We start from the raw sequence: 15546 nt of genomic DNA, 5'->3' as shown, positions 1-15546 counted from the left end.
TTGCGACTGGGACGCCTTGAGCTTACAGGAGACGGTCAGGACTTGGCTCATAAGTTCATTGTACTTCATCAAAGCGCTTTCCTCCCGACACTGACCCTACGGGTACAGTGCGGGGCTCCTGCGCTAGTAAGCTGAAGAAGGGATCCCCGATGGCCACTGCCGCTTGCGGGGACGGATTTGCGACACTGCTTATCTAGGGGCTTTCATTCGCTATCAGGTATGGGTGTCGGGCTGTGAGGTGAAACTTTTGGCTGTGCAACCCAACCCCGGCCTGAATTTGCAGCAGTTGCCGGAAGGGACGGAGGTGACTTTAAGTTGGGATCCCAGCCGGATGCACCGCATCCCCGAATAGGGCTCTCAATCCCGATCTCCTCTGGAGCTTGTCTATCCGGCGTCGGCGCTATCTTGCAGGCAGTTGACACTCCCGCCGACTGAAGTCGAGGGATTCTTACGTAGCCCAGAAACGGGCTCGCAACGGCGTTGTCAAAGGGAGAAAAACGGGCCATGATGCGCATTTCCATCCAGCCGGGGAGCGGGATCCCTGGCTCCGTACAGCTTTTTAATTTGCTCTGCTTTGCCATCGCCTGCGGGCAATTTCCTCCCGGCTACCGCCTGCCCAGCACCCGTCAATTGGCTATGCAAACAGGCCTGCACCGCAATACCATCCACAAGGTTTACCGCCAATTGGAGGCTATGGGCCTGGTGGAAACCCGCGCTGGATCTGGCATTTACGTGAGCCGCTCCGCCCGCCAGGTGGTTAACTACTCTCGCGGCCTGGGGGAAAACCTGGATCGATCCCGACAGGTCCTGGAGCAGGTGCGCCAGGGCATCGACCAGCTGCTGCAGCAGGGGTTTTCTTTGGAGCAGGTGCGGGATCTGCTGCTAGCGGAGATCGATTGGCGATTGCGCTGCAGTGCCCAAGTGCTGGTGTGTGTGCCCAACCGGGATTTGGGTACAGGACAACTGATGGCCCAGCAAATCCAGCAGACTTTGGGCATCCGGGTCCAGTTGGTGCCCCTGGAGGAGCTGGCCACCGTTCTGGATCAGATCCATTCCGGCACTGTGGTGACGCTGCACTATTTTCTCAGCGCCGTCGAGGCCATTGCCCAACCCCGGGGGGCCCGTGTTCTGACGGTGGAGGTGTCCGACTACGCCCGCGAAATTGCCCTGATCCGCCAATTGCCTTCCTACGCCTGTCTGGGGCTGGTGAGCATCAGCACTGCCCTGCTGGAGGTTGCCGAGGTGATCGTCCACAGTTTGCGGGGAGACCTGCTGGTGCTGACGGCAGTGATCTCGGATACGGAACGGGTGGGATCCCTAATCCGCCGCGCCCATACGCTGATTTGCGATGAGGCCAGCTACCCCACCCTGCGGGTCTTGGTGCGCCAAGCCCGAGCCGATCTAATCCGCACACCCAACCTAGTCTGCGCCACCCCCCACATCGGAGAAGCAGCCATGGCCGAGCTGCGACGGGAACTGGGTGGGATCCCTGGAGCCGGAGGGGATAGAGAGGCGGGCGGCAGCAGTTTGCAGAGTAAAGAAACGCATTAAGCCTTGTTGCAGGTGAGCCATTTTGCGGATGACAGGCTGTCCAAGATCGTGCTTAGGTGAAAATACGGTAAAGTCTCTCTCATTTTGATTCATCGCTGATCAGTCTTTACACGCATGGTGATCCTCGACTACGCCTCCGCCAATCACGACTATGTGGCGGTTACACGGGAAGGTTTCTGGGAGGCCATCCGCTTCCAAGACCATTTTTATGTTTTCAACCGGAGCTTTTCGCGGCTGCAAGAGGCCATTGACAGTTGCCGCTACGACATGGATCGCGGATCCCTGATCAGCCTCGTGGTGGTGCGCCCTCGGAGCTATGAGGTGTGGTCACAGGTGGGATCCGACATTCCTGTCCTGCCGAAGCAACTCTTGAGCCCGACAGCCAGGGACTCCCTCCTACCGGCGCGCCAGTGCTCCGCACCCCTGTCACCAGCGCGGAAGCGTCGCATAGCAATGACGGCTCCATCGGGGCCCGAACGTCCTTTCTGGTCTTTCTGGGGCTGGGGATCCAAGGCTTATGTAGTGGACGGCGAGCCGGCTGCACCCCAGCCTTTGTTTTACCGCAGCCCTCGGCCCTACAACGCTCTACAGGCCTAGGCCGGAATCGGTTTCAGGGAACAGGACGGCTCCACGTGCAAATTGAGATCCGGCTCTTCCACCAGCAAGGGCACGCGCTCGGCCACTTCCAGGCCAAATCCTTTCAAGCCGCTGATGTGGCGAGAGGTGTTGCTGATCAGGCGCATTTTGCGCACCCCTACATCCCGTAGGATCTGGGCGCCGATGCCGTAATCGCGCAAGTCCATCGCCACCGGTGGCGCGGTTTCAGAAAGTCCCAGATCTTGCCGGGCGTAGGACTTGATTTGCTCGATGAGACTCAGCTCCTGCTCTTGCCGGCGCAGGTACACCAGTACCCCCTTGCCTTGGTGGTCGATCATCTTCAGGGCCGCTGTCAATTGGCGGCGACAATCGCAGCGCAGGGATCCCAGCGCATCCCCTAGGGGACACTCCACATGGACGCGCACCAGGACGGGCTCAGCGGCAAATTGGGTCGGATCCCCTTTCACCAGGGCCAGGTGCTCGACTTGGTTGAGGCTATCGCGGTAGCCGTAAACCCGAAACTGGCCAAACTCCGTGGGCAGGGTGGCGGCAGCCTCTCGGTGAACCAGTTGTTCGGTGCGCAAGCGGTACTCGATGAGGTGGGCGATGGTGATGATCTTCAAATCGTGCTGACGGGCATATTCGATCAACTGGGGCAGGCGGGCCATGGAGCCATCCGGGTTTTGGATCTCGCAAATCACCCCTGCCGGATACAGCCCGGCCAACATCGCCAGATCCACCGCCGCTTCCGTATGGCCAGCCCGTTTGAGTACTCCGCCCTCCCGTGCCCGCAGCGGAAAGACATGCCCAGGCCGGCGCAGATCTTCCGGTCGCGTGTGCGGGTGAATGGCCGCCTGAATGGTGCGAGAGCGATCGGCAGCGGAAATGCCGGTGGAAACTCCAGCCTCTGGCCCAGCATCAATGCTGACGGTGAAGGCAGTTTGGTTGCTGTCGGTGTTCTGCCCCACCATCAGCGGGATCTTCAGCTCATCGAGGCGGGATCCCTGCATGGCCAGGCAGATAAGGCCCCGCCCGTAGGTGGCCATGAAGTTGATAGCTTGGGGCGTGGCAAACTGGGCAGCACAGACCAGATCCCCTTCGTTTTCTCGGTTTTCGTCATCGACCACGATGACCATGCGACCACACTTGAGGTCTTCGAGGGCTTCGGGGATGGAGTGGAAGATCGTCTCTGTCTCGGCCTGCGGGATGGCACTCATGGAAAAGGGGACGCAAAAAGGGAAAACCTGGCACAGCCGGCTCTGGGCACCGGATCTGCCGGATCTATGCTAGAGCAAACCGGGCGACAGGTAGGGATCCCAAGGCAGAGTCAGTACTTGGGAATCGAGGGATCGTAAGCCTCTGCCCAGGCGAGGATCCCCCCGCGCAGGTTTTTTCCTTGGATCCCAGCAGCTTGTAGGATCTTCAGGGCTTTGGCCGAGCGTGCCCCACTCTTGCAGTGGACGATCAGCTCTGAGCCGTTAAGGAGGCGACGCACCTGCTCCACCCCATCGCCATTTTCAATTTGGGGCAAGGGGATCAGGTGAGCACCAGGGATCCGGCCTATCTCCCACTCATTTGGGTTGCGCACATCGACCAGCACAAAGTCTTGCTGGGCATCGAGGCGGGCTTTTAGCTCAGCCACGGTGATCTCCGGGATCTCCGCTTGGCCAGCCTGTTCGGCAGCTTGGGCTTGTGGGATCCCGCAGAACTGCTCATAGTCGATAAGCTGGGTGATGGGAGGAGTGGCGGGGTTTTTGCGCAGCTTCAGCTCCCGGAAGCTCATGTTCAGGGCATCGTAAAGCAGCAGCCGCCCACTTAGGGTTGTGCCCACGCCCAGCAGGATCTTCACGGTTTCGGTAGCTTGAATAACACCGATGATGCCGGGGAGGATCCCCAACACTCCCCCTTCGGCGCAGGAGGGCACCAGTCCTGGTGGGGGCGGCTCGGGGTAGAGATCCCGGTAGTTGGGCCCATCTTCGTAGTTGAAGACCGTCGCTTGTCCCTCGAAGCGGAAGATCGAGCCGTAGACATTGGGCTTGCCCGTCAACACACAGGCATCGTTCACCAGGTAACGGGTGGGGAAGTTATCGGTGCCATCCACAATCACGTCATAGTTGGCAAACAGCTCCAGTGCGTTGTGGGCCTTCAGGGCGGTGTTGTAAACATCCACTTGACAGTGGGGGTTGATCTCCAGGATGCGGTTCTTGGCCGATTCCACCTTCGGCTTGCCCACCCAGGAGGTGCCGTGGATCACCTGCCGCTGCAGGTTGGACACATCCACCACATCAAAATCGACAATGCCGATCCGCCCCACGCCGGCTGCCGCCAAGTACAGCAACAGGGGCGAGCCAAGGCCGCCTGTGCCGATGCACAGCACTTTGCCCGCTTTCAGCCGCTTCTGTCCTTCTAGGCCCACCTCGGGCAGGATCAAATGCCGAGAAAACCGCTCCATCTCCTCGCGGGAGAGGCTGACTTGGCTGGTGTCCAGGTTCAACATGCTCACAACCCTCCAGCAATAGCGGGAACGATGCTGATGACGGCTTGTTCTCCCACGGGGGTGTTGTTGCCTTGGGGCAACGTGCGCACATCCTCGTCGTTGAGGTAGACATTGACAAAATTGCGCAGCTTCCCATCCTCGGTGTAGAGGTGGCGCTTCAGCTCGCCATAGCGGGCGATGAGGTTGCCCATCACTTCGCCAACATTGCTGCCCTCGATCTCGACAGCTTCCAGGTTGTCGGTGTAGGGGCGCAGGGGAGAGGGGATCAGAACTTTGGTTGCCATGGGAGTTCGGGGAGAGATCTTGGGTATCTACTGGAGACTTTTGAGGATCCAGAGGATCTGGGCTGACCTATCCGTTTGTCGATCTTGTTGGGGCTGTCTACTGACTTTGAGGATTCAGCTATCTTACAGACAAGGTTCAGCACTAGACTACCGCTTTTTCCGGTGGTACCCATCCCAGCTTTCAAGGATCCCAACTGAACTTAGCCGTGAACTTCAGCCTCAAACAGCGGCAAAGCCCAAACGACTCTAGCTTGCCAAAGCCGGGAGCGGGGGGATGCGAATGTCTTCCAGCATCTGCATCGGCTCCCGTTGGGGCTGCTCCTGCTCATCCAAAACCCAGCTCACCACCTCTTCTGCCTTGCCCTCGCGCACACTGACGATCACACAGGAAAAGCCCCAGGGAAAAGCATGCTGCCGATCAAACTCGGAGGGAATGGCCGCATGGTTGGGATGGGAATGATAGGTGCCCAGGATCCCCAGCCCTTTGCGCACCGCGTGGTCGTTGGCCTGCTTGAAATCCGCCGGATCGATCAAAAAGCGGCGGCGGCTGGATTCCCCGTCTGCCAGAGGGTTTTCCGCTTGATCCCAGGTGTTGGTCACCGACCAAAGCTCGTGGATGATCTTGTCGGATCCCCGGATTTCCCCAATTAAAATGCCGCAGCCCTCGTGGGGAAAGGCTTGTTCGCCGTGCTGGCGGATGCTGTGAAGGTGGTCTGCCGAGAGGTAGAGGGCCATGAATCTCGCCTTTGCCGATGGAGTTACCGTTCTTTTATTCTGGCACAAGTTGGCCGGGGATCCCTCAACTTAGCTACAGCGGATGCCATTGGGGCGCAACGGGCAGGCCGTTCCGCAGAGGCCGCCGCTGCTGAAAATGTTCGGCCACCAGTGTGGCGCGGTCAGACCCGTCCATCGAGTGAACCCAGAGGTGGCTCTGGCTTTGGAGGGGTGACGGGGGCATAGTGGGGGCAACCCTGGCACGGCCCTTGGGGATGGACGGCACAGCGCAACCAAGCCGAGTGGGCACTGAAAACACAAGAGGGATCCCCCAGGGGTGGGCCAAATTCGCCGGCCCGTTGACGGCGCAGCAGCACCACCTGCCGTCGCCAATCTTGCAAAAATCGGCTGTAGGCGCGTTCCCGCCAGCGACGCTTGGCCGCATTTTCGAGGACGTGGGCGGTGAGGTTATCCAACATGGAACGATACCCAGGGAAGAGGCCAACAGGCTGGGAGTTGCGTTGGATGGCTGAGAACCTCAGGATGGCACACACTGGCGAGAAGAACCCAAGAATTGCAAACTCTCCTTGAGTTCAGTTTAAGTTTGTGGAGTTTCTTCCGATGGCTCTGGCTGCTGGTGGCGGGCCTGGGCCCGTTGCAGGGCTTCTCGCACCACAGCAAAGCCCGTTCCCCCGGCGCTGAGCCGCGTGGCCACCACCTGGCGGGGCTCAATGGCCGTCAAAATGTCCGCCTCAAAGGCCGGGTGGAAGGTTTTCCAGCGCTCCAAGGGCAGATCCCGCAGCAGGATCCCCTCTGCCAAACAAATGCGCACAATCTGCCCCACCAAATCATGGGCTGTGCGAAAGGGGATCCCTTTGCGCACCAAGTAGTCGGCCACATCGGTGGCGTTGGAGAAATCTTCCTGCACAGCAGCGGCCATGCGCTCAGGTTGAAATTGGATCCCTTCCCGCAGCAGAAGGGTCATCGCCTCTAGGCAGGCTTTCAGGGTATCGACCGTGTCGAATAGTCCCTCTTTGTCTTCTTGGAGATCTTTGTTGTAGGCCAGCGGCAGCCCCTTCAAGGTGACCAACAAAGCCTGGAGATGGCCAAACACCCGCCCCGCCTTGCCGCGCACCAACTCCGGCACATCGGGATTTTTCTTCTGGGGCATGAGGCTGGAGCCGGTGGCACAGGCATCGGTGAGGGTGACAAAGCCGAACTCCTGGGAAGCCCAGAGGATCATCTCTTCCGAGAGGCGGCTGAGATGCACCAAAATCAAGCTGGCGGCAGCGTGGAACTCCACCAGGTAGTCCCGGTCGCTGACGGCATCCAAGCTGTTGGCGCTGATCCGCTCAAATCCCAGCAGATGGGCGGTGAGCTGCCGATCGATGGGCAGAGAAGTGCCGGCCAAAGCCCCGGATCCGAGGGGGCAGACATTCACCTCTTCCCGCACCCGCCCCAGCCGTTGCCAGTCTCGCCAGAACATTTCTTCATAGGCCAAGAGGTGGTGGGCCAAGCTAATCGGCTGAGCCCGTTGCAGATGGGTGTAGCCGGGCAGGATTGTCTCCAGATGCCGCTCAGCCAAGTCCAACAAAACTCCGCGCAGCTCCCAGAGGGCTTGACGAAGGTGATCGATCTGATCTCGCAGATAGAGACGCAGATCGGTGGCCACTTGGTCATTGCGGGAGCGCCCGGTATGCAGTTTTTTTCCCACTTCCCCCACCAAAGCCACCAAACGACGCTCGACGGCGTAGTGGACATCCTCTGCCTCTGGATCGGGCCGGAAGGTGCCGGCAGCCGCTTCCTGTTGGATCTGCTCCAATCCCCACCGGATCTGGTCGGCCTCTTGCTGGGTCAGGATGCCACAAGCGGCCAACATCTGCACATGAGCCAGGGATCCGGCCACATCGTAGGGCAGCAGGCGGATGTCGAAGCCGATGCTGGCGTTGAAGCGGGCGATGGCAGGATGCAGGGATCCCTCGAAGCGTTGGCTCCAGGGGCGAGGGGTGGAAGTTACCGTCGGCTCAGACATTGGCTGGGAACCGGAAGAATGGGGAGAAGGATTGACCACCGTAGGAAGACCCCACTGCAGTTGTGGAGAAAAAACACAGAAACCGACCGCCGACGGCCAAAACCCCGCCGGCCCAGGCCCAATGGATCCAGCTAGAGCAATGGCGACAAGGCTCTAGTGGGAGCTGGTGATGCTCTTGAGCATGTAGCCCGCCACGATCCCTATCAAAAGCGCCCAAATTTGGCCCGATTCCACAAAGCCATTCCAACCCTTGCGGATATCGCCCAGCACATCCTGTCGGAACACCTGCCCGACAATCATTTCCGTCTGGAAAGCCGCGGGGGCCGGCAAGTAAACCGAGGCGGTTTCAGACCCAGAAGGAGAGAAGTTCATGGTTGTACCTCAGGTGTAGATAACACAGTGCAGCCAACCTGGTAGCTCCACCAGCTAGAGCGTACCGCTCTGAAAGACCTACGAAACGCCAACAAACACTTCCACTCGCACCGGCGGCGCGGAGTGCTCAGCGTCTGCCGCGCTTCTGCTTTCTTCCTGCCTTAACGAACTATGGCTGGCAGCAGAGATCACCCCCACTGCCCCGCCAGAGGGATCTCCACAGGCGTGACTTCCCCGCAAGCTGCAGGTAGCCGCTCCTTGCTCTCTGAGAGAGCCACACAGACTAAAGCTGGAGCAGGCTTTAGCCCATGCAGAACGCATGCCAGAACTAACCAACTAGCCTAGTAGTCCGGCAAAACCACGTCAACCAACCCACCGTTGCTGCCCAGCCCAGTAGCGTTGAGTAGCTTGCTTGAGCTATTGTGAGCGTTGCGGCCTGCTGTCATTAACCCTGAGTTTGAACTTTTTTAGCTAGGCTGGCTCGGAGTCGGGCAACACCTTCAACACCACCAGCGTTGTGTCGTCCACGGGCTCAGGCCGCAGGGAAATTTCATCCTGCAACAGGAGCTCTGGATCCTCGGGCAGCCATAGGGGAAGAGGGTGGGATCCCCGGCGGCCTCGGAAGGCATCCATCTGCTCAAACAAGCTCTCCAAGATGTCTTCGGGGGAGTCGTAGCGACGGGCAGCGTACTGGATGGCGTCCATCAGCCCAGAGGTTTCCAAGCGCTCGCCGCGGGTGTTGGCTGTCTCCGTGTAGCCATCGGTGTAGTACACCACCACATCCCCGGGTTGCAGTTGCACGCAGCTTTCCGAGTAGTGGCTGTTTTCTTCCAAGCCGATCAGCGCCCCCTCTGTGTCCAGGGGTTGAATTTCTCGGGTGCGGGCCTGCCACCACAGGGTGGGGTTGTGGGCCGCGTTGCTGAAGCAGAGGCGATGGGAGCGGGGATCGTACTCCGAATAAAACAGGCTGATGAAGCGATTGGAGTTTTCCAGGTCACTGTACATGGCCCGGTTCAGATGTTGCAGAACACGGGCCGGCGAATGGCGGTTGAGGGCCTCCGCCCGCACCATGGCGCGGGTCATGGTCATCAACAGGCCGGCGGGCACCCCTTTGCCCATCACATCCCCAATGACGATGGCCAAGCGAAAGCCTGCCGTTTCTTCAGATGAGTCGGATGTTTCCAGGCGTTCGCCGGGAATCTTGATGAAGTCATAGTAGTCGCCCCCCACTTTGCTGGCCACCCGGCAACGGGCTGCCAAGCGAATCCCCTTGACTTGAGGGCACTCCCGAGGTAGCAGTTGGGTCTGGATGTAAGAGCCAATCTCCATTTCTTTTTCCAGGGCCATCTTGCGGCGCAAGGCTGCCGTCAAGCGGTCATTTTCGATGGCCACCCCTGCCTGATCGGCGACCAAGCGCAACAGTTGTTGGCGACGTTCATCCCAGTGGTAGCCAGGCTGACGACTGAAGACGTACAAGCGACCCTGGACAGAGTTGCGAATCAGCAGCGGCGTGCCGAAAAGGCGTACATCCGGCCCCAAGCTCTGGCGGAACCGTTCGTCCAAGAGGTGTTCAAGGGCAGGGATCTTAACAGAGAGGGATCCCTCCGTTTTGAGGATGGGCTCTTGAGCCGAGAGAGTTTGGGCGATCTGCTCCATCTCAGCCCGAATCTGCTCGCGGTGATTGAGATCAGAGCAATGCAGTTGATCCAACTGGATGGTGCCGTTGGGATTGAACAAAACCAGGGCTCCGCCTTCGGCATCGGTCAGTTGGCTGGCCACAAAAGCCGTCAGCTCCAGGATCTGGTTCAAGTTGTTAAAAGAGCGCAGAGCAAAAGCCAGCCACGCCAGCAGATACTGCATCCGATGGTGTTCTCTCTCCAGTTCTGCCACCCGATCCGGCATTGCAGGGGCAGGCACAATGGCCGGCTTGACCTCCGGCAGCTCTCTATCATCGGACGCAACGGCACCTGAAGAGGTGGGATCCTCATCCTGGCCGGTCTGAGCTGAGCGCAAGTCCCCCGAATTGTCCGTGGGCGACAGCGACGGAGCATTGGGGGGGAGGGGATTTTTGCCCGAATCCTGGGCCAGCAAGGACTCTGACCACAAAGAATCTGACAGCCCGGCAGGGGGCTGCCCTAAAACGGCCTTTTGGGGGCTGTGATCATCCATCGGGAAGACTGGCGTTAATCCCTTGGAAACGTAACGAAACAGCTTAGCAAAAATATCACAAGCTTCATCACACTCATCCCTCACACCCAGCGATGCTGACGGGATCCCTGGCACAGCTCTCGGTAGAGCTGTTCCACCTGGCTGAGGTTGTGGCTGAGGGTATAGCGCTCCAGCACCCGCTGGCGGGCCTTCATCCCCAGCAGTTGGGTAAACTCCCGTTGATCCCGCAGCAAAGGCAGCAGCGTTTGCAGCTCTGCTGTCACCCGTGTCGGATCCAGCGGGATCCCGGCTCCATCGGCCAAAACCTCGCCATCGGCACCCACATCGGTGGCCACTGCTGCCAGCCCACAGGCCATCGCCTCCAGCAGCGACAAAGAGAGCCCCTCGATTAAAGAGGGCAAAATAAACACATCGGCTCCTCGCAAGATCTCGATGCGTTGCTGCTCGTCGGCAATATAGCCCAGCCAGTGGATCCCATGTTGAAGGGTGTAGAAGGGCTTGAGGGTGTTGAGCAGTGGCCCATCCCCCACGATCAGCAGACCACACTTCTCCCCCATTTGGGCGTGTTTCCAAGCCTTGAGTAGGGCTTCCAGGTTTTTTTCCGGCGAGACCCGCCCTTGATAGACGAAGATCCGCTCCAGTCCCAACCGCTGTTTGAGGGTGGAGGGCCCAGGCGCGTACTTGTCCACATCCACACCATTGGGAATGACCACCACCTGCTGGGGGCTCACCCCCAGTTTGACCAAGATCTCCCGTTGCGTTTCCGAGAAGACAATGGTGCGGTGATAGTTGGCCAAACACGGGGCGTAGAGCTGGTAGGCCAAGTATTGGGTGCGAGAGGCGATGTTGCGCCGCCGTCGGTCGAAGGCCGGGTGGAAAGTAGCCACCAGCGGCTGGTTGAGCTCAGCGCAGATCTCCGGCAACACAAAGTCGATGGGAGAAATGGTCAAGGAGGCATGCACCAGATCCGGCTGCAATTCCTTGAGGGCCTGGGTGAGCAACCGCTTGGCGTTGGGGGCCGGGATCGTGTAAATCTGCGACTTGTACAGACAGGGGAGGGAAACGTCTCGACGATCCAGCTCCGCCCTCCAGCCTTCACCTCCAGGATCCAGGGCGGGCGGTTGGCCCTCGTTGGTGAAGTGAAAAAAGCTCACTTGATGCCCTCGATCCAAAAGGCCGTTGGTCATCTCGCGGCTATAGGTGACGTTGCCACAGAAAGGTGTCTTTTTGCCTATCCAGGCGATGTGCATGGGCGGATCCCCGCGGAGCTGAAACGCTGAGCTGCAAAGGGAGTCTCGATTCTTAAACCTCTACAAGAGTAGCAGAGTTGGCTCCTGCCTTGACCCGTTCCCCCAGAAGAGGGTATCCAGCCTGGCGCTGCGGCAGGATTTAGGGGGCCTCTCTGCCCAATAAGCTCCAGGTGTACAGCCCCGCCAGCCCCGTCAGAACAGCCAGGGCCACAAACATCCAGGGAAGGCCAAAGCAAGCTTCCGCCAATCCCGTAAACACCAGCGGCAAACTGAGGGCAATGTTGGCGGCGTTGTTCTGGAGCCCAAAGATCTTGCCTCGCAGATGGTCAGGCGTTTCCTCTTGGATCAAGGTTTGCATCGGCACCGCCACCAGAGCCCCGCCACAGCCCAACAGGGCAATCCAGCCCAAGCTGGGCAGCAGCCAGTGGGTCGTCCAGGAGAGGGCTGCCAGAGCCCCACAGAGCAGCAGGGATCCCAGGCCAACCCAGGCGCGGCGGCTCACCCGTCGGCCCGTATGGCCCACCCAAAAGGCGCCGATCCCCATGCCTAGGCCAGCAGCGGCCAACAACACCCCGAACTGATCCGGCTTCAGCTCTGCCATCACTTCGGCCATGCGCACCGCCAAAACTGCCAGCGCCGCAAACAGCGAGTAAAGCACCACCACCTGCACCAAAGCAGCTCGGATCAGGGGCACCTGGCCGACATAGTGCAGGCCCAGCCGGAGATCTTCCCAGAGGTGAGGGACTTCCCAACGCCGGGGCTCTAGCTTCTCGTGGGGTTGCAGCAGCAATAGCAGGGATCCCGCCAAGAGGTAGGCTCCCCCCACCAACAGCTCCGGCCCCACTTCCCAGCCCGGCAACCAATGGCGTACCCAACGATCTGCCAGGGTTAACAGCGGCTCCCCCACGGCAAACCCGACGATCAGCGAAGCCATCATCGTGGTGGTGTACAGGGAGTTGGCCGCCAGCAGCTCTCGCTTCGGCAGGATCAGGGGCAAAGTCGCCTGCTCGGCAGGAGCAAAAAACTGGGTCAGAACCGAGACGGCAAAGCTCACCAGCAACAGCCCCGCAAACCCCAAGGGGATCCCCGGCCAAAGGTCGCGCCCGGCAGTGAGCCAGAGCAGCGGCGGCAACAGCAGCACTAGGATCCCACGCCCCAGGTTGGAGAGCACCAACACCCCTTTTTTCAGCCAGCGATCCACAAATACCCCTGCCAGGCTGCCCAATAGCATCGCCGGCAGCGTAAAAGCCAGCATGATGGCCGAAACCTGACCGCTGATGGAAGCCCCTTCGGGTTGAAATTCGCGGGCAACCAACCCAATCAGCAGCACCAACAACACCTTGTCCGCCAACTGGGAACACACCTGCCCCATCCACAGCAGCAGGAAATTGCGCCGGCGCAGCACGGCCACAAAGTTTCTCAGGCCCGGCTCAGATAGACCTTGATCTTCTTTCTCTTCTTTTTGCCCTTTTTCGGGATCTTCAGGAGATGGCTCTGGCAAGGGATCCCCAGGAGAACACTCCGGCGAGCTGAGGGCGGGGCTTGCTGTCGGCTCAGGCAAGAGAGCTTCTGACTTCAGCCCCCAAGTTGGCGTTGACGCAGGTGGGGGATTCTGGAGAGGGGAACTGGGGTGGCAGATCCCTGCCCCTCCCTCCGGCCAGCCCCATCGTTGCTCCCAAGTCATGATGCTCCCCAGGTGACCTGCCCATTTCCCCGACGTCGGCCCCACAACAGAATGGGATCCCGTCAGCAAACAAAAGTGGAAATGGGGTGCCCCGATCTTATCTTGGCCCGCCTTCCAATCCACCAACCCAAATCTTGGGAATCGGCAGGCTTATCCTTCTGCGGCAGATAGAGAGCGCAAGGGATCCGGGATCGACTCGCTGGGAGCCACAAAGCTGCCCTTCTCTACAAAGGTTAAGCGCAGGCTCAGCCAACGAATAAAATCCGCGTTGGTGGATACCACTGCCCCCAGGGGCTCCTTCAACTTGTCCCGCAGGGGCTTTAACTCTGGAGCTTCCATGAAGGCCGGCTGGGGCACCCAGAAGAAATCGACAGGGCAATGGCGCTCCTCGCAGTATCGACGACGCTCCTCCAGCACCTCTTCCAGGGGCTCAGAACGCAAGAAGGACAGGCTGGCAACGACAAAATGATAGGTGGCCAGTTCGGCTGCAGACATAAGACTAAGATCGCTAGGTCGCTGTGAAACTATCAAGCTGTGAAACTATGCAAGAGTAAAGGCCAGAGTCGGGCGTCCACCGCTCCTTGCAGATCCTCTCCCTCAGAGAGAGGCAGATTTGAGCAGGTGCGGGGCCGGATCGCGGGAGCTACACAGCGGCTGACAGTCTTCCAACTGCCGGAGAACGGGTAGCCGCGCCATGACTTCCTCAGGGGGCATGGAGTGTTCTGAAGCCTGCTTGAGGGTAGGTAGAGCCTGAGCTGCCCATTCCCGAGCCCAGGGAGCGGACTCAGGAGTTTCCTTCTCCTCCAACAGCTCTTGGCAGAGGGCGGTTGACCGCTCCAAGTCGCCGCTGCCCTGATAAGCCATAATCAGAGCCACACGAGCCAAAACGCATTCTTCCGGATCTGCCCTCGAGCCATTGCGCTCGCTCAGGCGGCGGGGCAAACTCTCTTGTCTTTCTTGGATGGAACAGCAGTAGCAGAAGGACTCGAGAAGGTTGATCGCCTCCAGGTAGCGCTCCTGCTTGAGAGCAGTAATGCCGGCGCGGAGGGATCCATGAGGGTGAGACATGAGCCTAAGCACAAGAAAAAGATCTTAGACGGACTTGCACCCAAGGGTTATCCAGTTAGTGACCCGTCTTCTTATCCAAGGTTTCGTGTCTAAAACTACTATACACCCTCTGGACAAGTGACCGCCGATTTACTCTTCCTCTTAAGCTTGTGGAAAGGGCGCTCAACCCTTACGGGCTAGGGTGTAGGCGCTGACATAGTGAGTCTCCCGGCGCAGCACCGCACAGCCTGCCTGTTGCAGGCGCACCCCCAGATCGTCGTGGATGTAGTCGCGGTAGTAGGGTTCGTGGAAGGTTTGCATAAAGGCTTCCATCGTCTCCTTCAGCTCTGGCGAATCCAGCAGTTGCACCGAGTCGCAGATGACCACCACGCCCCCTGGCTTCACCACCCGACTCATCTCGTTGATGACATTTTGTCTGGCCGGGCCAGGCAGCTCATGAAAGAGAAAAACGCTGATGACGGCGTCAAAGGTGGCATCGGCATAGGGCATGGCCTCGGCGTTGGCGCGGATAAGCTGGGGCAGCTCCCCCGGCAGCTCCTGCAACAGTCGGTTGGCCTTGCGCAGATAGGCGGGGGAAAGATCCAGACCGTACAAAGCCGCTTTGGGCAGGGATCCCCGCAGCAAGCGCAGCATCCGCCCCGTGCCACAAGCTACATCGAGGATGTGGGGGCTGACCAAGGTGGGATCCAAGGCATCTTTGAGCAGGCGAATCACCCGACGGCGCATCGCGTCCGCTGTGCCCCCAAACAGCAGCTCCACCTGCAGGTCATAAAGCTCAGCCGAGCTGTCGCTCAGGTAGCCGTTGGTTTGGTAATGAAAATTTTGCAGGTAGTATTTCGGATAGCCCTCGGTGGAGATGTCTTGAGAAAACTCTTGGTAACGCTTGCTGTGAACCCGCCGAGTAATTTGCGGCAAATCCAACCACACCTGTGGGTAATAGCGGGCAAAGTCCAGCCAGGGGTTGTCGAACAAGAGCGCGTGCGGGTAGTACCCTGCCTCAGCATCTTGCCAGTCCGCTTGCAGGAGTTGTTCATAACGGGCCCGCAACACCTGTAGCGTGTCAGCGCTCACCCGCACCTTGGCCCGCGGCGGCGGGGTCCTCCCGGAGGAGAAGCTTTGCAGATCCCTGAGCACGGAGAGCATCAGATCTGAAGCTTGGGTGGAGAGCGCTTTGTGGGCAAAGCCGAAGATGTTTTTGCCCCACTGAAAAGCGCGGTAGGCAGCTTCTCCGACTGGAGATGGGATCGGCAGCGACAGCTCAGGACTTAGTTGTAGGCTCATAACCCTGCAAGGTGCGAATGAAGAATGAAGGCTTAACGTTTGTTTAC

15 protein-coding genes and 1 pseudogene are annotated in these 15546 nt (G+C 59.4%); 3 read left to right on the top strand and 13 right to left on the bottom strand.

From position 1 onward, the window contains the following. Positions 1–163 precede the first annotated feature (163 nt). From NW834_RS03770 to NW834_RS03760, 3 genes are all read left to right on the top strand, one after another. Positions 164–352, top strand: coding sequence for a TOBE domain-containing protein (locus NW834_RS03770; RefSeq protein WP_414374567.1), 189 nt, complete (start codon positions 164–166; stop codon positions 350–352). Between the two features lie 152 nt (positions 353–504). Continuing rightward, positions 505–1551 (top strand): GntR family transcriptional regulator, encoded by a 1047-nt coding sequence (locus NW834_RS03765; protein ID WP_414418662.1) that lies wholly within the window; start codon positions 505–507, stop codon positions 1549–1551. Between the two features lie 114 nt (positions 1552–1665). After that, the gene (locus tag NW834_RS03760) at positions 1666–2148 is read left to right on the top strand and encodes a hypothetical protein (RefSeq protein ID WP_414349811.1); all 483 of its coding nucleotides are present in this window, start codon (positions 1666–1668) and stop codon (positions 2146–2148) included. Between the two features lie 35 nt (positions 2149–2183). On the opposite strand, the pseudogene ribB reads toward NW834_RS03760, so the two are convergent. From ribB to NW834_RS03695, 13 genes and pseudogenes are all read right to left on the bottom strand, one after another. Continuing rightward, a pseudogene (gene ribB / locus NW834_RS03755) lies at positions 2184–3332 on the bottom strand (3,4-dihydroxy-2-butanone-4-phosphate synthase); the annotation flags it as partial. A gap of 143 nt (positions 3333–3475) precedes the next feature. Next, positions 3476–4645, bottom strand: a complete 1170-nt coding sequence (gene moeB / locus NW834_RS03750) for a molybdopterin-synthase adenylyltransferase MoeB (protein WP_414349810.1) — start codon at positions 4643–4645, stop codon at positions 3476–3478. Positions 4646–4647: 2 nt separating this feature from the next. Beyond that, on the bottom strand, positions 4648–4929 hold the full coding sequence (locus tag NW834_RS03745) for a MoaD/ThiS family protein (RefSeq protein WP_011433658.1): 282 nt from the start codon (positions 4927–4929) through the stop codon (positions 4648–4650). Between the two features lie 246 nt (positions 4930–5175). Then, positions 5176–5664, bottom strand: a complete 489-nt coding sequence (locus NW834_RS03740; RefSeq protein WP_414418663.1) for a M67 family metallopeptidase — start codon at positions 5662–5664, stop codon at positions 5176–5178. 161 nt (positions 5665–5825) lie between these two features. Continuing rightward, positions 5826–6122, bottom strand: a complete 297-nt coding sequence (locus NW834_RS03735) for a DUF6464 family protein (protein WP_414329336.1) — start codon at positions 6120–6122, stop codon at positions 5826–5828. Positions 6123–6241: 119 nt separating this feature from the next. Next, on the bottom strand, positions 6242–7675 hold the full coding sequence (gene argH, locus NW834_RS03730) for an argininosuccinate lyase (protein WP_414349809.1): 1434 nt from the start codon (positions 7673–7675) through the stop codon (positions 6242–6244). 153 nt (positions 7676–7828) lie between these two features. Beyond that, entirely contained in the window at positions 7829–8047 is a 219-nt protein-coding gene (locus tag NW834_RS03725; protein ID WP_414329334.1) for a hypothetical protein, read from the bottom strand. Positions 8048–8518: 471 nt separating this feature from the next. Next, on the bottom strand, positions 8519–10216 hold the full coding sequence (locus tag NW834_RS03720; protein ID WP_414418664.1) for a PP2C family protein-serine/threonine phosphatase: 1698 nt from the start codon (positions 10214–10216) through the stop codon (positions 8519–8521). Between the two features lie 80 nt (positions 10217–10296). Continuing rightward, positions 10297–11466, bottom strand: a complete 1170-nt coding sequence (locus tag NW834_RS03715) for a glycosyltransferase family 4 protein (RefSeq protein WP_414418665.1) — start codon at positions 11464–11466, stop codon at positions 10297–10299. A gap of 139 nt (positions 11467–11605) precedes the next feature. After that, positions 11606–13150, bottom strand: coding sequence for an MFS transporter (locus NW834_RS03710; RefSeq protein WP_414418666.1), 1545 nt, complete (start codon positions 13148–13150; stop codon positions 11606–11608). A 150-nt stretch (positions 13151–13300) separates the two neighbouring features. Next, positions 13301–13645, bottom strand: coding sequence for an MgPME-cyclase complex family protein (locus NW834_RS03705; protein ID WP_414418667.1), 345 nt, complete (start codon positions 13643–13645; stop codon positions 13301–13303). Positions 13646–13747: 102 nt separating this feature from the next. Then, positions 13748–14218, bottom strand: coding sequence for a hypothetical protein (locus NW834_RS03700; RefSeq protein WP_414398545.1), 471 nt, complete (start codon positions 14216–14218; stop codon positions 13748–13750). A 162-nt stretch (positions 14219–14380) separates the two neighbouring features. Continuing rightward, the gene (locus tag NW834_RS03695) at positions 14381–15499 is read right to left on the bottom strand and encodes a class I SAM-dependent methyltransferase (protein WP_011433647.1); all 1119 of its coding nucleotides are present in this window, start codon (positions 15497–15499) and stop codon (positions 14381–14383) included. Between the last annotated feature and the right edge of the window lie 47 nt (positions 15500–15546).

The sequence above is a fragment of the Synechococcus sp. R60.1 genome, assembly GCF_047461835.1.
GTDB lineage: Bacteria > Cyanobacteriota > Cyanobacteriia > Thermostichales > Thermostichaceae > Thermostichus.
The sequence above is the reverse complement of the archived record's forward strand: the minus strand, read 5'-3'. Positions and strand labels throughout refer to the sequence as shown.